Origin of the sequence: Phyllobacterium endophyticum, from assembly GCF_003010935.1 — a bacterium.
In the GTDB taxonomy this organism is placed as follows: domain Bacteria; phylum Pseudomonadota; class Alphaproteobacteria; order Rhizobiales; family Rhizobiaceae; genus Phyllobacterium; species Phyllobacterium endophyticum.
In genome coordinates, this window is sequence record NZ_PGGN01000003.1 from 100,169 (window position 1) to 124,224 (window position 24,056).

A 24,056-nucleotide genomic window follows, 5' to 3' on the forward strand; every position below is an offset into this window, starting at 1 on the left:
CCGTTCTCCCTGATATGCGCCCCTCCAATGCCGTGCAGGCCAGGTGAAAAGCACAAAACCCACTCATAACCATAAGAGCGATCCGCCCAACCGGAAAGATTTTGCGTGCCCCGCTGCATCTTTTCGATTGCATTACTTCGCCATATTGTCATACATTAATACGAAGAGCAACAGAATGTCACCGACGTAATTTCAGCCTGCGAGGGTAGAGAATTTATGGAAAGCCCACCTAGTAACAGCACGCCTGGACATGGGACAGTGGTGCTGGAAATGCCTGAGGCAGCCGGTTTGTCGCCGGAAATGAAGCTTGTGCGCGATGCGCTGTTCCGCCACGTCGGCAAGCCGCTTCCACGCAAGGAAGACAGAAGGCTCATTACCGGCAAGGGGCGGTTTTCTGACGATTTCAATCTGCCTCGGCAGACATTCGCAGCAATGGTTCGCTCGCCATATCCGCATGCACGCATCCTCGGCATCGACACGTCGGAAGCGCTGTTAAGCCCGGGGGTGCTGGCAGTCTTGACTGGCGCAGACCTCTTGGCCGACGGACTTGAGCCTATCCCGCACAATCCGGTTCCTTCGACGAAATTCGACGTGAAACTGACCGCTGCCGGGGGCGGAACGCCCTTCACGGGCCCGCATTATCTGCTCCCGGCCGATAAAGCGCGGCATGTCGGCGAGGCCTTAGCGGTTGTGGTCGCCGAGACAGCGGCCGAGGCGGCGAATGCGGCTGAAAGGGTGTTGGTCGACTACGAGGAACTGCCGCACGTCACCGAAACCGCAAAGGCCGCCTTGCCCGGCGCTCCGGCAGTCTGGGACGAAGTTCCGGACAATGTCTTCATCGACTCCAGCTTTGGCGATGAAGCCGGTACAGCCGCGGCTTTCGCGGAGGCTGATCACGTGGTCAGGGCGGAGTTCCATATCGGCCGCGTGACTGCCGTACCCATCGAGCCGCGCTCGTCGCTCGGGCATTTCGATGACGAAACCGGGCGCTATACGCTTTATGCCGGCAGCGGCGGCGCCGTGCGCCAGAAGGGTGAGCTTGCCAGGGTTCTTGGTATCGAATCGAACAATTTGCGCGTGCTTTCATACGATGTCGGCGGGAATTTCGGGGCTCGCAATCGCGTCTATGTGGAGTTTGGCCTGGTGCTCTGGGCATCGAAGAAAATCGGGCGGCCGGTCAAATACACCGCGACACGTTCCGAGGCGTTTCTTACAGATTATCAAGGTCGCGATCTCATCACCAAAGTCGAACTGGCGCTGGATCGCGAAGGCAAGTTCCTGGCGATGCGGGCGGACAATCTCAGCAATGTCGGTGGCCGCTGTGTGTCGCTGTCGCCGCTCAGCAAGGGATCCGGTCTGATTACCGGCTCCTATCACATTCCGGTGGCGACGCTGCGCGCCCGCGCCGTCTTTACCAACACAATGTGCACCCAGGCCTACCGCAGTTCCGGCCGGCCGGAGGTGACTTACGCTATCGAGCGTCTGGTCGAAAAGGCCGCGCGCGAACTCGGTTTCGACAAGCTCGAACTGCGCCGCAAGAACCTCGTTACACCCGATATGATGCCTTACACCAACGCCGTCGGGTCGATTTATGACAGTGGCGAGTATGAGAGGAACATGGACCGAGCGCTCGAGCTCGCAGACTGGAATGGCTTCGAAGCGCGCCGCGAGGCAGCGGCCGGCCGCGGTAAATTGCTGGGCCGCGGCTTTGCCAATTACGTGGAGTCCTCCATCGGTTCGCCAAAGGAGCGAGCCGAGATCGAGATCAAACAAGATGGCACGGTCGAGGTCGTCATCGGTACCCAGCCGAGCGGCCAGGGCCACGAGACGAGTTTCGCGCAAGTCGTCGCCGACATGATCCAGGTCCCTGTCGAGAAGGTGTGGATCGTGCTTGGCGATACCGACATCGTCAGCGTCGGGGGTGGTTCGCATTCAGGCCGGTCGATGCGCCATGCGGGAACCGTGATGGCCATGGCATCTGCAGATCTCTTGAAGGAAGGCCGGCGGCGAGCGGCGGAATATTTTGGCGCGGACTCCGAAGCCATCGATTTCGAAAGCGGCCATTTCAAGCTGCGCGGCACCAACCAGACGATCGATATCTTCACGCTCGGTGATCTGACGCGTGAGAAGGACGGACCGCTGCGGGTGGCGCGCGACAATGAGATGCACACGCCGGTGTTTCCGAATGGCGCAGCAATCTGCGAGGTCGAAGTGGATCCCGAGACCGGACATGTTCTCATCACCAGCTACGCGACGGTCGACGATGTCGGGCGCTGCATCAATCCGCTGATCGTCCACGGCCAGACCCATGGCGGCATCGCGCAGGGCGTCGGGCAGGCGATGTGGGAGCTGTGCGCCGTAGACGCCGCGTCAGGCCAGCCGCTCGCCGGATCATTCATGGATTACGGCATGCCGCGCTCCGACAACATGCCCTCGTTCAAATGCGAGATTGCCGAAGTGATTTCGCCGACCAATCCGCTTGGCATCAAGGCGGGCGGTGAAGGCGGAACAACCCCGGCGCTGGCGACGGTCGTCAATGCTGTGCTCGACGCACTCAAAGACTACGGCGTCACCGATATTGACATGCCGGTCACGCCCCACGCCGTTTGGCGGGCCATTCATCAATCGAAAGGCGAGCGCGATGCTCGCGCGTCCTGAGAGGATTTGTCACAAATGACCCCCGAAACCAAGGCCGGTATTCGCATCATCGCTTTTCCCGGCGCTCCCAACCTGCCGACGTTCGCAGCGATGCAACAGGGGTTCTTCACTGAGGAGAACCTGTCGGTCGACCTAACGTTGACGGGAAGCTCGGTCGAGCAGGCGCAGCGGACTGCTGCGGGTGAGTTCGACATCGTCTTTACGGCCTTCGACAATGTCGTGGCCTACGGCGAGGGACAGGGCGCTGCTGGCGCCGGGGTCGATCCGGACTACGTGGTCCTGATGGGCGGGACGCAGCTTGAGCTTGCGATCGTCACTGCCCCTGAGATCAAGCAGTATGCGGACCTAAAAGGCAAATCTGTTGCGCTGGATGCTCTCTCGACGGGGTTCGCATTCGTGCTGTTCGACATGTTCGAAGATGGCGGGCTCAAGCGCGACGACGCGAACTACGCGCCGGTTGGAGCCACGCCGCAGCGCTGGCAATCGGTGAAGGGCGGGGAGCACGCTGCGACCCTGACGATCGAGCCATTCACCAGCATTGCCCGCCGTTCCGGCTTCAACGTCCTCGACGTGTCGACCCGGATCTATGACAGCTATCAGGGCGGCGTTGTTACAGCGAGGCGCGCCTGGGCAGCGGAGAATCCGCAAACCGTTCGTGCATTCATTCGCGGTTACCTGAAGGGGCTTGCCTGGACGCTCGATCCAGCCAATTGCCAGGCGGGAGAACAGCTTTTGCAGGCAAAGATGCCGGAAATTCAGCCTGCTGCGCTGCAGTCCGTGATGAACAGCCTGCTGTCGTCGAAATCGGGCCTGACACCCTATGCGAAAATCATCCCGGAAGGCATGAAACGCGTGCTGGAACTGCGCTCGCGTTACGGCTCGACGGGGGCACCACTGACCGACCCGGCAAAATATCTGGACCTGTCGCACTACGAGGCCGTGACCGGCGCAAAATGAGAGGAGAGTTGGATGGATCTCAAAGGCGAATACCGCATCGCTGCGCCGCGTGAAGACGTATGGGCGCTGATCAATGACCCGCAGGCGCTGCGCGAATGCATCCCCGGCTGCAACAGCCTGGAAGGCTCGCTGGAGGATGGCTTTACTGCTCGCGTAACCACCAAGATCGGCCCGGTCAAAGCGACATTTGAAGGTGAAGTCACTCTGAGCAACGTGATAGCGCCCGAGAGCTATACGATCTTTGGGGCTGGCAAGGGCGGCATAGCGGGTTTTGCCAAAGGTGGCGCCGACGTCAACCTTGCCGATGTCAACGGTGAAACAGTCCTGACCTATGTCGCCAAGGCGCAGGTCGGCGGCAAGCTGGCACAGCTTGGTTCCCGGCTCATCGATTCAACGGCCAAGAAGCTCGCGGACGAGTTCTTTGCCAGCCTCGCTGCCCGTGCGGCACCAGCCGATCCCACTGCTGTAGCGATTGAAACTCCGGCAGAGCGCCCCAAGGCGCGCTGGTTCTCCAGATAGTCAGAGGTACCATTCATGTCTAACGTCGCCATCACCGTCAACGGCACACCTCATACGAAGGAGATAGAAGACCGTACGTTGCTTGTGCAATTTCTGCGTGATCATCTTGGCCTTACGGGTACGCATGTGGGCTGCGACACGACGCAATGTGGCGCATGTACGGTCATCGTCGATGGTAAGGCTGTCAAGTCCTGCACGATACTCGCGGCCTCCATTGAAGGTGCATCGGTCACCACAATCGAAGGCCTGGCCGACGGCGAAAAGCTGCACGATGTTCAAGCCGCCTTTCATGAACATCACGGATTGCAGTGCGGTTTTTGCACGCCCGGCATGATCATGGCGTCGGTCAACATAATTGAACGTCATGACGGCGTTCTCGACGAGACAACGGTTCGCCACGAACTCGAAGGCAATCTTTGCCGTTGCACCGGATATCACAACATCATCAAGGCGGTGCTCTCCGCCTCTGAAAAGTATCGCACGGCGCATGCCGCCGCGGCGGCATGAACAAGGCGCACGCCCATGTATGAGACAATTTACCATAAGCCGGGGACGCTGCAGGAAGCAGTCAGTCTTTTCGCCGAAGTCGAGGAAGCCGCTTACCTCTCCGGCGGGCATACGCTGATCCCGACGATGAAAGGAAGACTGGCAGCTCCTGCCCATCTCATCGACGTCCGCCGCATTCCCGAACTTTCGGGCATTACAGTCGGTCCCGATCGCATCATCATCGGTGCTGCGACCACGCATGCCACTGTCGCTGCATCCGAAAAGATCAGAGCGCTTGTTCCATCGCTTTGCGGTCTTGCGGGTTCGATCGGTGACGTTCAGGTCAGACACGTCGGTACCATCGGTGGCTCGGTTGCCAATAATGATCCGGCAGCCGATTATCCGGCGGCCGTGCTGGCACTCGATTCGACGCTGCATACGGACCGGCGCAGCATCCCCGCCTCTGAATATTTCGACGGGCTTTACTCCACGGCGCTGGAGCCTGGTGAGATCCTGGTCCGTATCGAGTTCAAGGTGCCCGAGATTGCCGGGTACGCCAAGTTCCGCAATCCGGCATCGCGTTATGCTTTGGCGGCTGCCTTCGTCGCCCGGCATCGCGATGGCAATATCCGTGTGGCTATAACGGGGGCCGGCAACGCCGGCGTCTTCCGCTGGGCCGAGGCCGAGACAGCCCTGCAGGCACAGTTCGAGCCAAATGCAGTGAAGGGCTTGTTGCCGGATGACAACGATCTGATGGGCGACATGCACGCTCCCGCCGACTACCGCGCGCATCTCGTCGGGGTTGTGACCCGGCGTGCCGTGGAACATCTCGGCGGCACCGTTATCGAATAGAAAACGATAAGACGCTCCCAAGTGACCGGGCCGATGGCATGTCACGTGCCACCGGCCTTCTTTTTGGTTGCCGGGCTAAGCGAAGATTCGCAGGAATTGAACAAACAAAACCGCCGCGGTGCCCGCGGCGGTTTTTGTCAGCATCAGCTGCTATGATTCAGACGCTGTCGTGCCCGGTGATTTCGCTCTGCCATGGGGCAACGTATTTCTCCAGCCAGCCGACCAGCGCTGTCAGGGCCACAGCAAGCACCATGATCAGAATGACCGGCACGAACATTTCGGCAGTCCGGAAACTATTGGCCGAGGTGATGATGATGCCGCCGAGGCCCGAGATCGCGGTGAGGAACTCGGCAATGACGATACCGATGACCGCCTTGCCGATACCGAGACGCAGACCGGCCATGATGTAGGGGATCGTCGCCGGCAGAATGATGCCGCGCATGATGGCGGTCTGCGAGGCGCAGAAGGCGGTGCCGACCTCGATCATGGTCTTAGGCACGGCCTTCACACCGAACCAGGTGTTGATGCAGATCGGGAAAAAGGAGAGCAGAAACACCACGACGGCCTTGACCATAAAGCCAAGACCGAACCAAAGGATGAGCAAGGGAACGAGGGCAATCAGCGGTGTGGCATAGCCAGCGGTGACATAGATGCCCAGTGCAGATTCGAGAATTCGGTATCGGCCGAGCAACAGTCCGACCGGAATGCCAATAATCGCGGCGGCGACATAGCCGGCTACGAATGGCTGGCTGCTTTGAATGAGTGCATCCTGCAGCCGGCCGGCTTGCAGCATGGAGAAGAACGCCTTGATGATGGCGCTCGGATAGGTGCCAAGGAGTGGATTGACGTCGCGGCCGAAGAACTCCCATAGACCGGTCGCTACGGCCACCGATATGGTGGTGATCACCCACGCTGGTATGGTGGTTGTCCAGCTTGCCCTGGATGGGCGGCGCGCCACTCGGGCCGGCGCCTGAATTTCTGTGTCTATCGTCATTGTCTTTCCTTAAGTCCTGGCGCCTAGGCAGCCGCTGAAACGCCCGCATCGTGCAGGGCTTCCCAGATCAGCGTACGTTTCTTGGAATATTCGGCCGAAGTGCGGATGGCGCGCATATCGAGGCGCGGGCGTACCAGTTCGATCGGGATGATCTGGCTTATCTTGCCGGCATGCATGACGGCAACGCGATCTGCGAGCATCACCGCCTCGTCGAGATCATGGGTCACGAAGATGATGGTCTTGTGCGTCTTGGCATGAATGGACAGCAATTCGCCATGCAGCCCTTCGCGCGTCTGCGAATCCAGCGCGCCGAAGGGTTCGTCCATAAGGAGGACTTCCGGATCGATCGCCAGCGCGCGGGCAATGCCCACGCGCTGTTTCATGCCACCGGAAAGTTGGTGCGGGCGCCGGTCCTTCGCCTGGGTCAGCCCCACCAGCTCGAGATAGTGCATGGCCGTCCGGGAAAGTTCAGGCTCCTTCATGCCCTTCATCTCCAGCCCGTAGCCGATATTGCTGAGCGTATCGCGCCAAGGCAGCAGTTCGGCATGCTGGAACACCATGCCACGATCATGCCCGCAGCCGGAGACGGGACGCCCCGCGACCCTGACCTGACCGGAGGTGGCCGTCTCAAGGCCCATGATGATGCGCAGGGCAGTCGTCTTGCCGCATCCGCTTGGGCCGATCAGGGCAACGACGTCACCCTTTTCGACATTGAAGGAGACACCGTCGAGGGCATGATGCGTGCCAAAAGACTTGGTGATGTTCTGTACTTCCAGATGGGCCATATTCTTTCCAGTCATTTCTTGACGCGTGCGAGAGCCTCGGTGCGAACGCTGTCATCGACGAAATTTTTGGTATCGGCGTTGGCGTCGAGGAACTTCAGCTTGACCATCTCATCGTCAACCCACTGCAGCTTGTCCAAGGGGATGGCCAGATCCGCGTTGATCGCCTTGTACTCGAGAGCTTCATTGTAAATGAACTCCGCAGTCTTGTCGTCCTCGGGCAAGTGACCGACTTTGCGTGCAACCTCAAGCATGGCGTCCTTGTTGGCGATCGCATGGGCGAGGCCTTCCATCTCGGCGGCCAAAAAATTTGTCATAGCTTCGCGGCGCTCGGCGATTTTCTTGCCGGTGGTCATGATGCAGACCTTGAGGAATTGCGGCGTTACTTCGGCACCCTTCAAAAGCGGTTTTACGTTCAAGGCGTCCGCATCGACGGCGAACTCGCTTGAGCTTGCCGCCGCGGCAACGACTCCGCCGCCGACGGCCTTGACGCGATCGGCGCTGCCGCCGGCGTTGGCGAACGTCACGTCCGTACTCGCAACACCCGATGCTTCAAGGGCGAGGCGAGTAAATATATCGGGAAGCGAGCCGGGCGCAGAAACGCCAATCGTCTTGCCCTTAAGATCAGCCGCGCTCGCGATGTCCTTGCCGGAAAAAACCGTATAGGTCATGCCGGGCCAGTCGCAGCCAATGATCTTGACGTCGGCGCCCTGATGCAACGCGGAGAGCGCAATAACGGGGCTCGCTTCGAAACTGTCGAGATCGCCAGCTATGAGCGCCTTCAGCGCGGTTGGACCGCCCGTGAATTGCACCATATCGATGCTGATGCTGTGCTTGTCGTCAAAACCACCTTCTGCCGCCTGGAACAGAAAGCCGGAATCGCCCTTGGCTTCAACAATACCATGGCGCCACGCCTCTTGCGCGGGTGCTACCGAAGTCATTGCTGTCGACGCAAGGATCACGCCGGCGAAAGCGCAGGCAAGACGAGCATTAAAAGACCGGTGAATCATGAATTCCTCCTCAAAGGGCGCCCGTGCCGGGCATTCAGGCAAAATGCAGTAAGCTTATTCTCTTGTCATTCTGTTATAATGTATGTTTGCCATACAAACAAATATGTGGAAGAAGTCAAGAAGCCAAGGCGTCTTTTTGTCGGAAGAAAGGATACGCGGAAGCGTGGTTTCATCCGAACGGCGATGTCATGGCACGGTTTTCAATGATTTTTAGAGAATGGAGGAGAGATTCGATGGCAGAGCGGATTTGGGACAAGTTCCTGACCGAGCGCGACAAGCAAGTGTTCAAAGTGGCCGGGTATGGCGCGCGCGCCGGGTTTGGCAAGCGACCGGCGCTGCTGATCGTCGACGTCAATTATGCGTTCTGCGGTGACAAGCGCGAACCTCTGCTTGAATCGGTCAAGCGCTGGCGCCAGTCGGGTGGCGAAGCAGCCTGGGATGCTCTGCCTGTTCTTCAGAAAGTGATCGGGACGGCCCGCGACCGCGAGGTGCCGGTGATCTATACGACCGGAGTGCGGCGTTCCGACAATTGGGATGCGGGCAGCTGGGCCTGGAAGAACGAACGCAGCGGCGAAAAGCCGGGCGGCAGTAATCGCGACGGCAACCAGATCATGCCGCAAATCGCGCCCGAACCGCGCGACATCGTCATCTACAAGCAGAAGCCCAGCGCTTTTCATGGGACCAACCTTATCAGCTATTTGACGCTGCTCGGATGTGACAGCGTCATCGTAGCCGGCACCGCAACCAGTGGATGCGTGCGCGCGACGGTCGTCGATGCCTTCAGCCACGATCTGCGGGTGACGATGGTCGAAGACGGGTGCTTCGAGCGTTCGGAAGCAAGCCACGCCATGACGCTGTGCGATATGAATGCAAAATATGCGGATGTCATCGACAGCAGCGAAGTCATCGAATTTCTGTCGGAACTGCCGCGCGGCATGTATGATCTGCCGCGTGGTGCGAGCAAAAAGGCGGCCGAATAAGGTTCAAGACGGCGCGATCGCGCCGTCTCTCGCTTATGTCTAGGCTTTGGCGGACTCGATCAGCAGTTGCAAATTGTGGGCGATGATGGCCGGTACTTCCAGCGGGGTGAAATGGCGGGCGCCCTCGAGGACCGTCAACGTGGCCCCAGGTATGTTATCTGCGAGCACACGTGCCATTTCCGGCGGTGTCGCATAATCCTCGGTTCCAACAAGCACGCGGCATGGTAGGTCAAACTTCGGCAATGCTTCGCGCAAATCGGCTGCACCGAGCATGTTGCAGGTCGCGGCATAGGCATCGATTTCGTTGGCGAGGAAAGTCGAGACGGCGGCTTCCACCACATCCGGGTTTGCCTCGCGAAAGCCGTCGCTGAACCAGCGGGTCTTCTGAAAACCGACAAGAGCCTTCAAACCTTCGTTCCTGGCTTTTTCAGCGCGCTCAGCCCAAGCGGCGGGAGCGTTTTCTCCGTACCAGGCCGTGGTGTCGAACAAGCCAAGAGCCTCTACACGATCCGGATAGGCGGCGGCAAAGGCGAGGGCGACGCAACCACCCATCGACGCACCGGCGACAACGGCCGACGTCCAGCCGACGTGATCCATGAGGTCAGCGAGATCATCGGCGAACCGTGCGGTGCTGTATGGCCCCGCCGGCTTGCCGGAAACACCGTGCCCACGGCAATCGTAAATCAGTATCTCGGATGCACCGGCCAATGCCGTGGCGGTCGGCTCCCAAAAATACTTATCCATCGCCAGAGAGTGGAGGAGAACACAGCGACCTTCGCCGTTCCCAGGTATAATGCGATAGGAAAGTTGTATTCCATCGCGAGTGTTGGCAAATCCCATGATTTTGGGTGAGATCAGATCGTTCATGGTCATCCTTACCGTGTCTCCCACATGTCTCGATGTCGGATTGTATGACAGTACGTCAGAAAACAGTCAAGAGTACGGCTTTGGACGCAGCGACCATGGAAGCGATCAAGTTGGTCCAGCACGACGATGCGGCAAGCTGCTCGGGGTACCACAGGCTATGATGGACGATTGATCGTGCGGTATTGGTCCTATCGCGCAAATACGCGCGACCGACAAAGACAACGCGCATGCGCGCCATTCAAAGTCGTCCTGAGTCAACGGTTACTCAAGTAAAACAGGTTTGGGCTACTAGACCCTCTCTGTTTGACTGATCGTGAAACCCCCGTCAGGCGGGAATGACATCACGATGCTACTTTACCATGGAAGTCGCCTCCGTATAGCTCCCGAGCAGCTATTGATCGACAACGGATCCATCCTTGTGCAACCTCGTGTGTATTTTTCGGGGCCTATAAGGAAATCTTTCGGCAGCGTCCGCGCGCAGTGAGACGCCAATGCCAGGTTCATCGTTGATCGTCAGGAAGCCCTCACCATCGTGACGGGCCGCACCGATCAAAAAACTGTCGGAATCTGGACGCTTGTCAGTCACATCCCACGTGTCGTTTGGAAACTCCTGTAAAACGAAATTCGGCGCTGTCGCGGCAATCTGCAGGCAAGCAGCCGTTGATACCGCGCTGAGTGGATTATGCGGGACGACACCGGCATGCGAGGCTTCCGCCAACGCCGCGATTTTGCGGGCGCCTGAGATACCGCCGACGATGCAGACATCAGGTCTGATAAGCTGGACGGCGTTCCGCGCCAGCAGCATCTGGAATTCCCAAAGAGAGGTCATGCGCTCCCCGGTCGCAATCGGGATCGATATCTTTTCCGCGACGTATGCCATCTCGTCCAGATTGTCAGGCAGGATAGGATCTTCAATGAAAAGCGGATAGAAAAGTTCGATTGCCCGTCCCAGTTGCACTGCTTCATAGGGCATCATGCGCCGATGAATTTCGATGCAAAGGTCCATTTCCGGTCCGGCGATCTTGCGGTATTCCCGCACTGTCTCCACGGCATCGCCAATCTTCTGCGCATGGGTCTGAAAATAGGGCACATCATGTCGAGTGTCGAGAAAAGGTGTGAGATGTCCGACAGCTGTGAACCCCATTTTTTTGGCGTCTTCGATCCCGGAGAATAGCTCCTCCTTTGTTTCACCGAAGACGTGATAATAGGCTCGCGCCTTGTCGCGCACCTTGCCGCCCAGGAGCGCATGGACGGGTGCCTCGAAATGTTTCCCGGCGATGTCCCAGAGCGCAATGTCGATGGCACTGATTGCGGCCATGATGGCCGACCCGCGGAAATGGGCCCAGCGATACATATACTGCCAATGGTGTTCAATCCTGAGTGGATCCTGACCAAGAAGGTAGTCCTTGAATCGGAGTACGGCACCGGCCGTAGCTTCGTGGAAACCCCAAGCACCACCTTCACCAAGGCCGACAAGCCCATTGTCCGTGCGAACCTCGACAAATAGATACTTGTCGACAAAGATGCTTTCGACGCTTTCGATACGCATGAGAATTCCCTTTGCTTGGATAAGGCACTTGTTGTGTCAACTAGTGCTCCGAAATAAGTGTCACGGCCTCCGGATCGATGCGGACCGTAATTGTCTGCCCGACGTCGGGAGGATTTCGCGCGGGCAAATCGGCGCGAAGCAACACGCCGCCAATCTGGAGGAGACAGTTGACGATTGGTCCAAGGAAATTGACCGATTTGACGTAGGCCTCGTAGCAGTTGCCCACCCTTGAACCGTTGGTGACCGGTATGATGCTCTCGGCACGTATGCAGACCAGAACGGGTCCGAGTGCCGCCGATTGAGCACGCCAGGCGAAGCGACCCTCGATCGTGACCCCGTCTGTCAGGTTAATAAGGGTGTTTCCGCCACCCGCTGATTTGACGATCGTTCCTTCAAGGATATTCGCATTACCGATGAATTCCGCCGCAAACCGGCTCGCCGGGCGGTCATACAGATCCCTCGGCGTTCCGGACTGAACCATCTTCCCGTCTTTCATAAGAATGATCCGGTCGCTCATCAGCATCGCTTCAGACTGGTCATGCGTGACATAAAGCGACGTCTTGCCTAGCCGTCGCTGTAGTTCCACAAGCTCGAACCGCATACGGTCGCGCAATCCGGCATCCAGATTGCTCAAAGGCTCGTCAAACAATAGAAGTCTCGGCGACGTAACAATCGCTCGCGCAAGCGCAACGCGCTGCTGCTGGCCGCCGCTCAATTCAGTCCCGTAGCGATCGGAATATCCCGTCAGGCCGACAGTGCTCAGGGCTTCGCTTACTTTCGACTCGATTGTTGTTGCTGGCTCGTGCCGCGTCCTGAGACCGTAGGCAACATTCTCGTAGACGCTCATATGGGGCCAGACCGCATAGGATTGGAAAACCATATTGATGTCGCGTTTTTCTGGCGGCACGTCCCGTCCATGGGCCGCAACGATCTCTCCGTCGATACGGATTGTTCCACCGGAGGAGGCCTCCAGGCCAGCAATGCAGCGCAGAGTTGTGGTCTTCCCGCAACCACTGGGACCAAGGAGCGAAACAAATTCGCCGTCTTCGACCACGAAGCTCACATCCTTGACGGCTGTGACGCTCCCGTAGGTAACCACGAGGTCTTCAACGCTTAGCTGAGCCAAGTCATCACTCCATATTCACGCGGCCGCATGTCAGCCACTCTGAGAAAGTTTCACACGAAGAAGGAACCGGCTGACGAGAATTCCAGCCATCAGGATAACTGTCTGGAGAATGCCGATGATCGCTGCATTTTGAACATTGCCGAATTCCAGATAGTCCCACGACATCACAGACAGGACCCTGTTGCTTGGTGACGAGAGAATGATCGCCGCACTGATTTCCCGGATTGAGAAAATAAACACGAGAATCCACGCAGAAAGGACGCTTGGCCGGATCAACCGGAAAGTTATTTGAGATGCCGTGCGATAATGGGACGCTCCGCAAAGCGCCGATGCCTCTTCCAGAGACCTGTCGATCTGAATAATCGACGTATCGATCATGCGATAGGCATAAGGGATATAGGTTGCAACAAAGGCGATAACCAATATCCAAACTGTCCCGTAGACGGGAGTCATGAGATAGGTCCAAAAAATGCCCGTGCCAAATACGATGCCCGGCACGGCAATCGGGAACATGGCGATATAGTCGAGAATTCCTGCGCCACGGATACGAAGCCGCCGTATCGAATAGGCGAGAACAATCCCCAGAAGTACGCAAAAAGTCGGGGAGATCACTCCCACCAGCAATGTGTTGCCGATCGATTGTCGAACCGCAACAGAGGCGATTACGGAACGGAAATTATCGAGTGTGTAACTGGCAGTGAGGATGTTCGACGAGGTGAAGCGGGTAAAAGCGACATAAAACAGGGCAAGGTACGGGAGGATGATCGCCAGCGTCACATAGGTGAGGATGAAGCCGATGGCGGGAAGCCGCCAACTTCGTAGCTTGAGAAATCGTGTGCGAAAGCCACGCGCTGTTACCGTTACGAAGCGCGTGGCGACCTGGGATGCAAACCGGTAGAAGGCGACACCTATCAGTGAAATCCAAAATAACAATGTTCCGATGGCTGCAGCCCGGGCGTAGTCGACCGGATAGGTCGCGGTCGCACGATAAATGTCTATCGCCAGAAACGGCATAGCTTGTGTCCCGCCGAGCGCGGCGGGAATAGAGAATGTCCCGCAGGTCAGAACGAAGACGAAGAAGAACGCCGAGATGATCGACGGTCGTACGACGGGGAGGGTCACTTTCAGCGCGGTTGAGAAAACACCGGCTCCGTTGAGGTAGGATGCCTCTTCCATCGACGGGTCCATACCCTTGAGCGCAGCAGAAACGGTCATGTAAGCGTAAGGAATGTTGTAGAGCGCCATGACGAGAATGACCCCGGTTGCCGTCATCACGTTAATCGCATAGCCCGTCACGCCAAAAACCTCGCGGGCAAGGACATTGATCAAGCCGGCATTGGGCGAACCGAGAATGAGCCAGGCCAGAGCGCCGACGAATGGAGAGAGATAGAGCGGTGCGATAACTGCATTTTCCATCCACGCCTTGGCGGGAATATCGGTCCGCGAGATAAGCCAAGCCAAGGCGATCCCGATGAAACATGCGAGGAAGGAGACGGCGAGCGACGCTCCGATCGTCACGATCAAAGTCTTTAGGTACGGCATTGTCGCGTAGACAGCGATGACACTGCGCAAGGAAAAATGGGCACGTGGATCGACAAACGTGCCCGTCCGTACCGCACCGAGAAACATCAAGACGATCGGCAGCAAGACCAGAACCGCGAGGACTAGTCCGAGAATGACGGGAAGCGCCAATCTCTGGCGTTTCCGTCGGACCAGACCAACAGGAATTTTATGCATTATGGGTGTGGTTGCTGAAATTGTCATTGGACCGTCAGCGTCCGAAAAGCTGGTTCCACTCGGCAATGATCGGCTTGGCCGGATCCACGTATCCCGGATCTCCCAAATAGTCGATGTAGAGATTTTCCGGGTCCTTGTACCAGTCTTCCTTGTACCAATCCGCCTTGGCGGCCTTACGAGGATCAACCGTATCTTCACGCGCGGAGCTAACACCTGCAACGCTGAACCAGGCAGCTTGCCCTTCCTGGCTCATTGCCCAATCCTGGAACAACCGGGCGGCATTTGGGTGGGGGGCGCCGGCGGAGATAGTCTGCACGGTGAGGTTGGCAGGTGTCGGGGTAGGGAAAACCCAACGTATCGGTGCGCCTTTGAGGTAAAACCCGCCCATGTCGCTCTGGGATGCTTGATCGACGATGGCATGTTCTCCGGCCGCAAGCCGGTCATACATGGGCGACTTGCTGTCATAGACCTGAGGCTTAAGTGCTGCCATCTTGGCAAGAAAATCTGGCCCGAATTGATCGCGTTTGCCGCCTAGGAACATGTAAACATAGGAATAGCTGCTTCCGCCGGAAGCGGGCGTGCCCGTCGCAATGCGTCCTTTCCAGCGCGGGTCTGTAAGCACGTTCCAACCACCTTCCCGGATTAGTTTTTCTTCCTCTGGCGAGACGAGCTTCGAGTTCCATGCGATGCCCATGGCATTCACAAACGCGGTGTACCAAACCCCTTCCTTCTTCATCTCCGGGCGAATCCCGGCAGCGGAGGCAGGCGTATAGTCGGCGATCAGTTTTTCATCATGGGCAGATTCAATGAGGACGGTGTCGGTGATCTGAACAACGTCAGCCACGTGCTGGCCGACACGTTCCTCGGTCAACCAACGCTCAAAAAGCGGATAGCTAGGGCCCCGGACGTTCTGCGTGGTGATTCCATACTTTTTTGTAAACGCGCTAGTCCAGACGGCTGTGGGGTCTATGGCGGTGGTATGATAGAACGTTAGGGTACCCTCGGTTTTAGCCGCTGCAATCAAGTCTTCGCTCGGCTGCGGGGCGGATGATTGAGCCACCGCGACCTTTGGGAGAAATGACAAGCTCGCAGCACCAAGTCCTGCCACTGCGGCCATCCGCATGAGGTTGCGACGTGTGAAATTATATGTCGGCAAGCCGCCATGGGTGTCGTTCATATCGATCTCCTCCCAGAGTAACGATTTTTAAAAAGGCAGGTGCCTTTCACGAAGGTAGCTTCTGACTTTCGTACATTTGCGCAAATATACAAGTCTGTCAATTACATTTGCGCAAATATATTTGCCTTGGGGAGAGGCTTGGCGTAACCATAAGATTGATTGGTAAACAGAGAAGTGAGGTTGGACTTGTCGAAAAGCGTAGCCAAAATCGCACCACTGAATGAGCCAACCTATCTCCGCGTAAAGCGAGCTATCATTGGCGATTTGGTATCGGGGAATTTTACCCCCGGCACGCATCTGACGATCGAGACACTCACCTCGCGCTACGCAGTGAGCCACATGCCGATCCGCGAGGCGCTTCGCCAACTTGAGGGCGAGGGCATTCTGATTTCAATCGCCCATCGCGGTTTCAGGATTGAGGCGCTCACGGAAACCTACATACGAAACATCTATGATATTCGCGTGGGTATCGAATCAATGCTGGCGCACCGGGCTGTCGAAATGGCGACGGAAATCGATATCGCGGCCCTGCGTCAAATGCACGAAGAACTTAATGCCTTAATCCGGTCAGGAAAGCCCATGGTAGCGTCACAAGAGAATATCGCTTTCCACCAACGTATATACGGAATTGCAAACAACCCGGAAGCCGAACAGATACTTGAAGGCCGGACGAGGGTAGTGCGAACGGTTGCCGACAGTCTGGGTGGATACACCCCGGATGTGTTTGATGTGGTAATTGCCGAACATGAGAAGATAATTTTAGGCTTTGAAAGCCGGGATCCAGAGGCAGCCGGGCAAGCGGTGTTCGATCACGTGAGCGCCGCACGTGACAGGCTTCTCAGGCGCATGGCCGCGAAATGAAGTCCTTATCACGAAGGTGCTAGTGCTGGTGCCTGCCTGGACCGTTGGGAATATAGGAGCAGTTCAAATAGTGGATTGCCGCTAACGCCAGCTGGCAATCACAAGCACTTGGCCATTTTGAACGGCCAGGGATCGTTGCTTGCCTAAACCCGCTCAAAAAAACACTGCTCGCGACTATACAAAGGATGACATTGACATGTTCGGAGCAACGCTTCGCGGCATAGTAACAACGCAGTGTCTCGGAGCGCGGGCAGCATGGTCTGGACCTTGGTGGACTGAGATCACTGTTGCACTAAAGGGCTGAAAGACCGACGTTGGCCGCGTGATCAGCATAGATTCAATCGCGAGACCAAATCCACATAGTATGATGCACACGTCGCTTGAAGGGACGGTTGTTCCTCCCTTCATGTCCTCACGGTATTTCCACGGGAGGTTCCAGCCCTGGTTCTCTCTTGCCTCGGCCCACTGCCAACGGGAGGCGCTGATCTATTCACACATTAGAGGTAGCGGATATATTTTCTGACTGTGCAAATGTGGAAGTCAGCAGAGTCACATCGTGTAGAATGCTCTTCAGGACAGGATCGAGAAATGCCCAAGCATATTGTTTCCTTCGACCAGCTTGCCCAGGTCGATCGTCCGATCCGTATCGGCTTCTTTCTCATACCGGATTTTCCGCTCATGACCTTTTCCGCTGCGCTGGATTCGTTGCGACAGGGAAACAGACTGGCCAAGAAGGCGGCTTTTGAATGGTTGTTGATCTCCGCCGACGGTGGTCACGTCAAGTCGAGCAGTGGTCTTGGGTTCGATATGGATGCCTCGATGTCCGGGGCACCGCGATGTGACGTGGTATTGTTGTGCGCCGGAATCAACTACACGGATGCTTACGATCCCAATATATTCGCTTGGCTGCGGCGGATTTACGCTGAAGGATGTATCCTTGGTGCGGTCAGCACGGCGGTGTTTTTCCTCGCAAAAGCAGGGCTGCTGGAAGGCAGGCGGTGTGCGGTTCATTGGGAATCCCTTGCAAGTTTTCGCACCGAATTTCCGAATTGTCTGGCGACTGACGATATATTCGCCATCGATGGCCGGTTCCTCACATCTTCGGGCGGTACCGTCACCCTCGACATGATGCTGTATTTGATCGCCGCAGTTGAAGGCCGGGATCTGGCCTCACAAATTTCCGATCAATTCAATCATCCCCGCATTCGCCGGCAAAACGATGTGCAAAGAATGGATGCATTGGACCGGTTCGGCATCCGAAATCCGAAGCTCGGTTTTGTTATCCGCCGCATGGAGGCGACGCTAAACGATCCTGTCGAGATCGCGCAGCTCGCCAGCAGCATTACGATGTCCGTTCGTCAGCTCGAACGACTCTTTCAATCCAGCTTCAATAAGAGCCCCTCGAAATTCTACATTGAACTGCGGATGCTGCGTGCAAGGGAACTGCTGATTAATACCGAGCTCCCAATCAACGCTATCGCCGACATCTGCGGCTACGAATCTGCGTCGCACTTCAGCCGCTTCTATCGGCGACACTTCAAGGAAAGTCCTGCAGTAACGAGGCGAGAGAACCATAGATAGGGGCATATTGTTTGAATGACTATGTCGCTTCGCGCATAGAGACCGTCGAGTCGGTGCATATATTGCGGTGTGAATCGCTCGTAGATTATCCGGAGCCCAAGAGACGGACAGAAGTCCGCAACGAGGCGACGCCGGGGTTGCAACGACACCCTGGCCGATAAAAAACGGAACCGTCAGTGATCAAGAGGAGATAGCGATCATGGACAAAGATGAGCATCCCTACATACCCACCCTGATTGCCGACCTCAACAGCAGGGGCATCAGTCGCCGGGATTTTTTGCGTAAGGCAACCCTTCTTGGCATGTCTGCCGCCGCTGCCTATTCGCTTGCCGGTATTTCCGAACAGAGCGTCGCGAGGGCAGAAGACATGCCCAAAGGCGGCAATCTGCGTATCGGAATGCGCTGTATGGAAATCAAAGATCCGCACCTGGCCGACTTTGCCGAGAAATCCAATGTTATCCGCCAGGTCTGTGAATATCTGACCTTAACCGACCGCAATAATATCACCCATCCTTATCTTCTGGAAAAGTGGGAAGTCAGCGAAGACCTGAAGACCTGGACCCTGCATATTCGCAAGAACGTTAAGTGGCGCAAGGGTGGCAAAGTATTGACGGCAGACGATGTCGTCTGGAATTTGAAGCGTGTCTGTGATCCTGCAGTCGGATCGTCAATGCTGGGCTTGTTTACCGGCTATCTCGTACAGGAATATGACGGCGGCGAAAAGGACGACAAGGGGAATCCGAAAAAGTCGAGCAAACTCTGGGCAGAGAACGCCATTGAAAAGGTCGACGACGCTACCGTCCGCCTAAACTGCTTTGCCCCGCAAATCGCAGTTCCCGAACATCTTTATCACTATCCAATGTTCATCCTAGATCCGGCCGAGAACGGCGCCTTCGGCGCCGATGCCAATGGAACAGGTCCCTTCGAGATTGTCGAATACACGGTCGGCAAGGGCGCGAAATACAAGGCCCGCAGCGACTACTGGGGTACAGGTCCCTATCTCGACACGTTTGAGTATGTCGATCTTGGGGACAATCCTGGAGCGGGGATCGCTGCGGTGGCTTCAAAGCAGGTGGATGGTCTGTCCGAAGCCGATGCTGTGCAGGTCAATGCAATGCAAAACTTCCCGCACGTCGCAGTCTATAAGGTCGAAACCACTCAGACTGTTGTTGCCCGCATGCACCCCGATGCCGAGCAGTTCAAGGACAAGCGTGTTCGCCAGGCCATGCGGTATGCGATCGATCGGGAAAAGATTATCCAGACGGCACTTCTTGGAGCCGGCACACCGGCGGAGGATCATCACGTCGCTCCGTCTCATCCCGAATATGCAGCCCTTGCGAAATATCCCCGCGACGTGGAAAAGGCGAAAAAGTTACTTGCCGATGCAGGATACCCGGAGGGATTCGAATTTGAGATGGTAACCCGTCCAGATCCTATCTGGGAGTTGAATACGGCACAGGTTCTTGCGGAGCAATTCAAGGATATAGGGGTCACCATCAATATCAAGTCGCTGCCAAGCGCTCAATATTGGGAAGTTTGGACCACCGTACCCTTCAGTTTGACGGCCTGGGGCCATCGTCCCCTTGCAATCATGACGCTGTCGCTTGCCTATCGCTCGAATGCGGCCTGGAACGAATCTCATTATTCCAACGCCGAATTCGACCAGCTGCTGACCCAGGCCGAGGGGATCCTTGATCCGAAAGAACGCAGCGAGGTCATGGCGAAGATCGAGGCGATCATGCAGGATGACGGACCGATCGTTCAACCCTTTTGGCGCATCTTCTCGACTGTCATGGACAAGAAGGTCAAAGGCTTCGAACTCCACCCCTCACAATATATCTTTGCGCATCAATACGCGATCGCAGCGTAAATCTTCCGTGCCATCCCCAGTCGCTAAAGTGCGACCGGGGACAGTGCATATGGCGATGGAACGATGATATGGTAAAATTCCTGCTCAACCGATTGGCAATGATGTTGCTGACGATGCTCTGCGCATCGTTTCTGGTCTTCGCAGTGTGCGAATACACACCCGGCAGCGTCGCACGCAAATCTCTTGGACCTTTCGCGACACAACAGCAGGTCGACCTGCTGACGGCGAAGCTGAAGGCCAACGACCCGCTTGTCGTCCGTTATGGCCGTTGGCTCGGTGTTCTCGTTGGGGCTATCCCTGATCCGCTGCAGGACCCGAGCACTGGCCTGAATTTCAAAGATCCGCGCGGCGCGCAATATTTTGGCAACTTTGGCTATTCGACCCTCAACAAGCTGCCTGTCAACGACGTGATTTGGAACAGGTTGGGCAATACCGCCATTCTCGCCGGTCTCGCCTTTCTCCTCATTGTGCCGCTTTCGATCATCTTTGGCATCCTTTCGGGGCTGAAGGAGGGAGGAGCCCTCGACAGGACACTGTCGGTGATATGCATCACCTTCACATCGATTCCCGAATTCGCTTCCGGCGTCTTTCTGGTCACGCTTTTTGTCATTCTCTGGCCGATACTACCGGGGACGAGTCCTCTGACCAGTGACGGAGGTTGGGCAATTCCTTACCAGTTCGTCCTGCCCGTAGCTGTCCTGGTGATCTACGACTTTGGATATGTCGCCCGGATGATCCGCGTTTCCATGATCGCTGTAATGGAACGGCCCTATATTCGCACCGCAGTGCTCAAAGGCATGAGCACACGTCGTGTGATCCTTGGCCACGCCCTGCGCAACGCAATGATTGCACCGTTCACTGTGCTGCTCCTCCAGATCAACTTTCTCATCAGCGGCGTGGTCGTGACCGAGCTCGTCTTTGCATATCCGGGCTTCGGGCGATTGATACTCGAAGCCAGCCTGTTCGGAGATATCTCAACTCTCGAGGCTGCGACGCTGATCACTGTCGCCATTGCCGTCGTAACGCAGCTGCTGGGTGACCTCGGTTACATGCTGCTAGATCCGCGCATCCGGGTGAGGTAAATCATGGCAACTTTAGATATTCCGGATGCAGTTCAGGTAGCCCGTACAAAAAGTCAAACACGGTCAAACTGGATGCGGATCTTTTATTCCCGCACAGCTCTCGTCGGCCTGTTTCTCGTCACGTTCTGGGTTGCCGCGGCCTTGTTGGCCCCCATTCTGCCTCTGCCGTCTCCGACGGATTCCGATGTTATGGCTATGGCCAATCCATATCCCTCCGCGGCTCATTGGCTGGGCACTGATATTCTGGGACGGGACATACTGGCCCGGCTGATCTTCGGTGCAAGAACGGTGCTGTCGGTCGCCCCGCTTTCTGTGGCCGTCGCAATGATCGTTGGAATTACCATGGGCATGCTTGCCGGTTACTACGGTGGCTGGATCGACACCGTCATCAGCCGGTTTTCCGACATTATCCTCGCCTTCCCCGTTCTGGTCATCTACGTCATTCTGATCGCGAATATCGGTCCTTCGGTCATGAACATCGTGATTGCGACAACGATCGCATCGGCTCCCGGTATCGGGCGCATCACGCGTGGTCTGGTGCTTGGCCTCAAGGAGCAGGAATACATCGCGGCGGCGCGGCTGCGAGCAGAGAACACGCTCTATATCATGCTCGTCGAACTCCTTCCCAACTGCCGCAGCATGTTGATCGTCGATGCCTGTTTGCGCATCGGATATACGATCATCACTATTGGCATTCTGGGGTTCCTCGGTCTTGGACTGCCGCCTCCCAATCCGGACTGGGGCGGGATGGTCAAGGAGAGCGTTACCGTGCTCAACGTCTGGCCGTTGATGTCCCTGATCCCCTCCGCAGCACTCGTCAGCCTTGTACTTGGCTTTAACCTTCTCGCTGATGGCATGAGGGAGGCTTGGAAACCATGAACCTGATCGTCTCCAACCCACAAGGATCGGCTATGTCCGGCAGCTCACCGTCCCATACCGTTCTTGATGTCAACGATCTGAGGATCGAGTTTCACGGCAAGAGCGAGACTGTGGTCGCCGTTCCCACCTTGTCCTTTAGGGTCAAGGCGGGGGAAAGTTATGGTCTTGTCGGTGAATCCGGTTGCGGCAAGAGCACGACTGCCATGGCCATCATGGGATATCTCGGCAGCACGGGTGTGATCGCTGGTGGCAGCATCCGCTTCGAAGGCAAGGAACTGGTTGGCGCAAGTGCGAGAGAGCTGCGGGAAATCAGGGGCCGGCAGATTGCCATGGTCTATCAAGACCCGATGAGCGCACTCAATCCAGTCAAGACAATAGGGTCCCAACTTGCAGAAGTGCCACTTCTGCACCTCGGAGTTTCCCGCACGGAGGCCATGGAAATGGCTGCCGCGATGCTTGAAGATGTACGCTTGCCCGACGCCGGCGACATGCTCAAGCGTTATCCGCACCAACTTTCGGGCGGTCAACAACAGCGCGTGGTTATCGCTATGGCACTCCTGGCCCGCCCGTCTTTATTGCTTTTGGATGAGCCGACCACCGGTCTCGACGTGACCGTGGAAGCGGCGGTGATCGATCTGATTGGTGAATTGAGATCTCGCTATTCCACAAGCCTCCTGTTCATCTCGCACAATCTTGGATTGATCGCCGAGACCTGCGACCGGGTTGGCATTATGTATTCGGGCGAAATGGTGGAGGAAGGCCCCACCGGCGATCTCTTTCGCAGGCCACGCCATCCGTATACGCAGGGCCTGATCGATTGCATCCCCGATATTACCCATGACAAGCGCAGCCGCTCGCTTGCCGCTATCCCTGGCCATATCCCGTTGCCACAAGAGCGCCCCATTGGCTGTTTCTTCGCACCGCGCTGTACAGGATTTACGGCCGGTCTGTGTGACAGGCCGGATCTTGAGCTTGAACATATCGGCGGTGATCATATGGTTCGCTGCATTCGCTGGAGGGATATGAAACGCTCCCAACCTGCCCAACTTGCGCAGATAGGCAAGGCTCAGGTTCAAACGCAAGCCGTGGCAGTTTCTGGTCTGACCAAACTTTACAAGCTGGGCGGGGACAGAACCCTGAAAGCGAATGAATCGGTCTCATTCAACGCGGCGAAGGCAGAGATTGTCGCACTCGTGGGCGAGTCCGGTTGTGGGAAGTCAACCTTGGCTCGCATCGTTACGGGACTTGACCGGGCCACATCAGGAGAGGTTCGGATAGCTGGCGAAAACGTTGCGGAAATTCAGGCGAAAGACCGGCCACGCGACCTTCTGCAATCCGTCCAGATGATTTTCCAGAATCCGGACAGTACCCTCAATCCATCCCATTGCGCGGCATTCTCGATCCGCCGTTCCATCAAAAAGTTCGGCATCCGCAAGGGCAAGGCCGCGATCGAAGAGCGCGTTCGCGAGCTTCTTGAAATGGTGCGGCTGTCGCCTGCTATCGCTAACCGCAAGCCAAATCAGCTCTCAGGTGGGCAAAAGCAGAGAATCGCGATAGCGCGTGCCTTCGCAGCCGATCCGGCACTCATCGTTGCCGATGAACCTGTCTCGGCTCTCGATGTTTCGGTCCAAGCGGCCATTGTTACGCTTCTTCTCGATATCCAGCGAGAGAAACAATCGACGATGCTGTTTATCAGCCACGACCTGGCCTTGGTCAGGCATGTCGCTGACAAAGTTGTTGTCATGTATCTTGGCAAGGTAATGGAGCAGGGAACTGTCGAAGAGGTGTTCGACGGCGGTACGCATCCCTACACCGAAGCTCTGATTTCGGCTATCCGCAGCCCAAATCCGGATGAGAAGAGGCGCGATCGTGTCCATTTGACGGGTGATACACCCAGTCCGATCAATGTTCCCACCGGCTGCCGATTTGCGACCCGCTGCCACCGAAAGGTCGGCGCAGTATGCGATTCCGTTGCACCCCCATTGCGAAAAATGTCAGACACACATGAGATTGCCTGCCATATCGACGCTACCGAGCTGCGCACCACGCCATCTCGATATGGCGCATTAGGGCAGGGGCGTGCATAATC

Annotated in this window: 20 protein-coding genes; 12 read left to right on the forward strand and 8 right to left on the reverse strand. The window is 56.8% G+C overall.

Annotated features, from left to right (window positions below; translation table 11 throughout):
• The first annotated feature begins 270 nt into the window (after nt 1-270).
• Genes CU100_RS14675 through CU100_RS14695 form a run of 5 tightly spaced genes read left to right on the forward strand, consistent with a single transcriptional unit; the run spans nt 271 to nt 5,472 of the window.
• Nucleotides 271-2,658: a xanthine dehydrogenase family protein molybdopterin-binding subunit gene (locus CU100_RS14675; protein WP_245419040.1), complete on the forward strand. Its 2,388-nt coding sequence runs from the start codon at nt 271-273 to the stop codon at nt 2,656-2,658.
• Between the two features lie 15 nt (nt 2,659-2,673).
• Complete coding sequence (locus tag CU100_RS14680) at nt 2,674-3,615, forward strand: ABC transporter substrate-binding protein (RefSeq protein ID WP_106717370.1); 942 nt, start codon at nt 2,674-2,676, stop codon at nt 3,613-3,615.
• Between the two features lie 12 nt (nt 3,616-3,627).
• Complete coding sequence (locus CU100_RS14685) at nt 3,628-4,134, forward strand: SRPBCC family protein (protein WP_106717371.1); 507 nt, start codon at nt 3,628-3,630, stop codon at nt 4,132-4,134.
• Between the two features lie 15 nt (nt 4,135-4,149).
• The gene (locus CU100_RS14690; RefSeq protein ID WP_106717372.1) at nt 4,150-4,641 is read left to right on the forward strand and encodes a (2Fe-2S)-binding protein; all 492 of its coding nucleotides are present in this window, start codon (nt 4,150-4,152) and stop codon (nt 4,639-4,641) included.
• Nucleotides 4,642-4,656: 15 nt separating this feature from the next.
• A complete protein-coding gene (locus tag CU100_RS14695) occupies nt 4,657-5,472 on the forward strand; it encodes an FAD binding domain-containing protein (protein WP_106717373.1) in 816 nt (271 codons plus the stop codon).
• Nucleotides 5,473-5,629: 157 nt separating this feature from the next.
• On the opposite strand, the gene CU100_RS14700 is transcribed toward CU100_RS14695, so the two are convergent.
• The 3 genes from CU100_RS14700 to CU100_RS14710 are packed head-to-tail and all read right to left on the reverse strand — an operon-like array spanning nt 5,630 to nt 8,258.
• The gene (locus CU100_RS14700; RefSeq protein WP_106717374.1) at nt 5,630-6,466 is read right to left on the reverse strand and encodes an ABC transporter permease; all 837 of its coding nucleotides are present in this window, start codon (nt 6,464-6,466) and stop codon (nt 5,630-5,632) included.
• 23 nt (nt 6,467-6,489) lie between these two features.
• Entirely contained in the window at nt 6,490-7,251 is a 762-nt protein-coding gene (locus CU100_RS14705; RefSeq protein WP_106717375.1) for an ABC transporter ATP-binding protein, read from the reverse strand.
• 11 nt (nt 7,252-7,262) lie between these two features.
• Nucleotides 7,263-8,258 carry an ABC transporter substrate-binding protein gene (locus CU100_RS14710; protein ID WP_106717376.1) on the reverse strand — a complete coding sequence of 332 codons (996 nt, stop codon included), beginning with the start codon at nt 8,256-8,258 and terminating at the stop codon, nt 7,263-7,265.
• A gap of 233 nt (nt 8,259-8,491) precedes the next feature.
• On the opposite strand from CU100_RS14710, the gene CU100_RS14715 reads away from it, so the two are divergent.
• Nucleotides 8,492-9,238, forward strand: coding sequence for an isochorismatase family protein (locus CU100_RS14715; protein ID WP_106717377.1), 747 nt, complete (start codon nt 8,492-8,494; stop codon nt 9,236-9,238).
• Nucleotides 9,239-9,277: 39 nt separating this feature from the next.
• On the opposite strand, the gene CU100_RS14720 is transcribed toward CU100_RS14715, so the two are convergent.
• The 5 genes from CU100_RS14720 to CU100_RS14745 all read right to left on the reverse strand — a co-directional run bounded on the left by CU100_RS14720 (nt 9,278) and on the right by CU100_RS14745 (nt 15,694).
• Nucleotides 9,278-10,111 carry an alpha/beta fold hydrolase gene (locus CU100_RS14720; protein ID WP_245419041.1) on the reverse strand — a complete coding sequence of 278 codons (834 nt, stop codon included), beginning with the start codon at nt 10,109-10,111 and terminating at the stop codon, nt 9,278-9,280.
• 385 nt (nt 10,112-10,496) lie between these two features.
• On the reverse strand, nt 10,497-11,654 hold the full coding sequence (locus tag CU100_RS14730; RefSeq protein ID WP_106717379.1) for a mandelate racemase/muconate lactonizing enzyme family protein: 1,158 nt from the start codon (nt 11,652-11,654) through the stop codon (nt 10,497-10,499).
• A gap of 40 nt (nt 11,655-11,694) precedes the next feature.
• Complete coding sequence (locus tag CU100_RS14735; RefSeq protein WP_146141853.1) at nt 11,695-12,780, reverse strand: ABC transporter ATP-binding protein; 1,086 nt, start codon at nt 12,778-12,780, stop codon at nt 11,695-11,697.
• Nucleotides 12,781-12,810: 30 nt separating this feature from the next.
• Nucleotides 12,811-14,472 (reverse strand): ABC transporter permease, encoded by a 1,662-nt coding sequence (locus tag CU100_RS14740; RefSeq protein WP_187445974.1) that lies wholly within the window; start codon nt 14,470-14,472, stop codon nt 12,811-12,813.
• 79 nt (nt 14,473-14,551) lie between these two features.
• Nucleotides 14,552-15,694 (reverse strand): ABC transporter substrate-binding protein, encoded by a 1,143-nt coding sequence (locus CU100_RS14745; RefSeq protein ID WP_106717382.1) that lies wholly within the window; start codon nt 15,692-15,694, stop codon nt 14,552-14,554.
• Nucleotides 15,695-15,880: 186 nt separating this feature from the next.
• On the opposite strand from CU100_RS14745, the gene CU100_RS14750 reads away from it, so the two are divergent.
• The 6 genes from CU100_RS14750 to CU100_RS14775 all read left to right on the forward strand — a co-directional run bounded on the left by CU100_RS14750 (nt 15,881) and on the right by CU100_RS14775 (nt 24,054).
• Nucleotides 15,881-16,555 carry a GntR family transcriptional regulator gene (locus tag CU100_RS14750; RefSeq protein WP_170113846.1) on the forward strand — a complete coding sequence of 225 codons (675 nt, stop codon included), beginning with the start codon at nt 15,881-15,883 and terminating at the stop codon, nt 16,553-16,555.
• Nucleotides 16,556-17,143: 588 nt separating this feature from the next.
• Nucleotides 17,144-18,136, forward strand: a complete 993-nt coding sequence (locus CU100_RS14755; RefSeq protein ID WP_106717384.1) for a GlxA family transcriptional regulator — start codon at nt 17,144-17,146, stop codon at nt 18,134-18,136.
• A 199-nt stretch (nt 18,137-18,335) separates the two neighbouring features.
• On the forward strand, nt 18,336-20,006 hold the full coding sequence (locus CU100_RS14760) for an ABC transporter substrate-binding protein (protein ID WP_106717385.1): 1,671 nt from the start codon (nt 18,336-18,338) through the stop codon (nt 20,004-20,006).
• Between the two features lie 68 nt (nt 20,007-20,074).
• Nucleotides 20,075-21,088 (forward strand): ABC transporter permease, encoded by a 1,014-nt coding sequence (locus CU100_RS14765; protein WP_106717386.1) that lies wholly within the window; start codon nt 20,075-20,077, stop codon nt 21,086-21,088.
• 3 nt (nt 21,089-21,091) lie between these two features.
• On the forward strand, nt 21,092-21,967 hold the full coding sequence (locus tag CU100_RS14770) for an ABC transporter permease (RefSeq protein WP_245419042.1): 876 nt from the start codon (nt 21,092-21,094) through the stop codon (nt 21,965-21,967).
• A complete protein-coding gene (locus CU100_RS14775) occupies nt 21,964-24,054 on the forward strand; it encodes a dipeptide ABC transporter ATP-binding protein (protein WP_106717387.1) in 2,091 nt (696 codons plus the stop codon). The genes CU100_RS14770 and CU100_RS14775 overlap by 4 nt, the downstream gene beginning before the upstream one ends.
• Nucleotides 24,055-24,056: the final 2 nt, after the last annotated feature.

Excerpts from the sequence above, each read along its gene's own strand:
- CU100_RS14675 (WP_245419040.1), top strand. The coding sequence starts at position 271 with ATGCCTGAGGCAGCCGGTTTGTCGCCGGAAATGAAGCTTGTGCGCGAT.
- CU100_RS14680 (WP_106717370.1), top strand. The coding sequence starts at position 2,674 with ATGACCCCCGAAACCAAGGCCGGTATTCGCATCATCGCTTTTCCCGGC.
- CU100_RS14685 (WP_106717371.1), top strand. The coding sequence starts at position 3,628 with ATGGATCTCAAAGGCGAATACCGCATCGCTGCGCCGCGTGAAGACGTA.
- CU100_RS14690 (WP_106717372.1), top strand. The coding sequence starts at position 4,150 with ATGTCTAACGTCGCCATCACCGTCAACGGCACACCTCATACGAAGGAG.
- CU100_RS14695 (WP_106717373.1), top strand. The coding sequence starts at position 4,657 with ATGTATGAGACAATTTACCATAAGCCGGGGACGCTGCAGGAAGCAGTC.
- CU100_RS14700 (WP_106717374.1), bottom strand. The coding sequence starts at position 6,466 with ATGACGATAGACACAGAAATTCAGGCGCCGGCCCGAGTGGCGCGCCGC.
- CU100_RS14705 (WP_106717375.1), bottom strand. The coding sequence starts at position 7,251 with ATGGCCCATCTGGAAGTACAGAACATCACCAAGTCTTTTGGCACGCAT.
- CU100_RS14710 (WP_106717376.1), bottom strand. The coding sequence starts at position 8,258 with ATGATTCACCGGTCTTTTAATGCTCGTCTTGCCTGCGCTTTCGCCGGC.
- CU100_RS14715 (WP_106717377.1), top strand. The coding sequence starts at position 8,492 with ATGGCAGAGCGGATTTGGGACAAGTTCCTGACCGAGCGCGACAAGCAA.
- CU100_RS14720 (WP_245419041.1), bottom strand. The coding sequence starts at position 10,111 with ATGACCATGAACGATCTGATCTCACCCAAAATCATGGGATTTGCCAAC.
- CU100_RS14730 (WP_106717379.1), bottom strand. The coding sequence starts at position 11,654 with ATGCGTATCGAAAGCGTCGAAAGCATCTTTGTCGACAAGTATCTATTT.
- CU100_RS14745 (WP_106717382.1), bottom strand. The coding sequence starts at position 15,694 with ATGAACGACACCCATGGCGGCTTGCCGACATATAATTTCACACGTCGC.
- CU100_RS14755 (WP_106717384.1), top strand. The coding sequence starts at position 17,144 with ATGCCCAAGCATATTGTTTCCTTCGACCAGCTTGCCCAGGTCGATCGT.
- CU100_RS14760 (WP_106717385.1), top strand. The coding sequence starts at position 18,336 with ATGGACAAAGATGAGCATCCCTACATACCCACCCTGATTGCCGACCTC.
- CU100_RS14765 (WP_106717386.1), top strand. The coding sequence starts at position 20,075 with ATGGTAAAATTCCTGCTCAACCGATTGGCAATGATGTTGCTGACGATG.
- CU100_RS14770 (WP_245419042.1), top strand. The coding sequence starts at position 21,092 with ATGGCAACTTTAGATATTCCGGATGCAGTTCAGGTAGCCCGTACAAAA.
- CU100_RS14775 (WP_106717387.1), top strand. The coding sequence starts at position 21,964 with ATGAACCTGATCGTCTCCAACCCACAAGGATCGGCTATGTCCGGCAGC.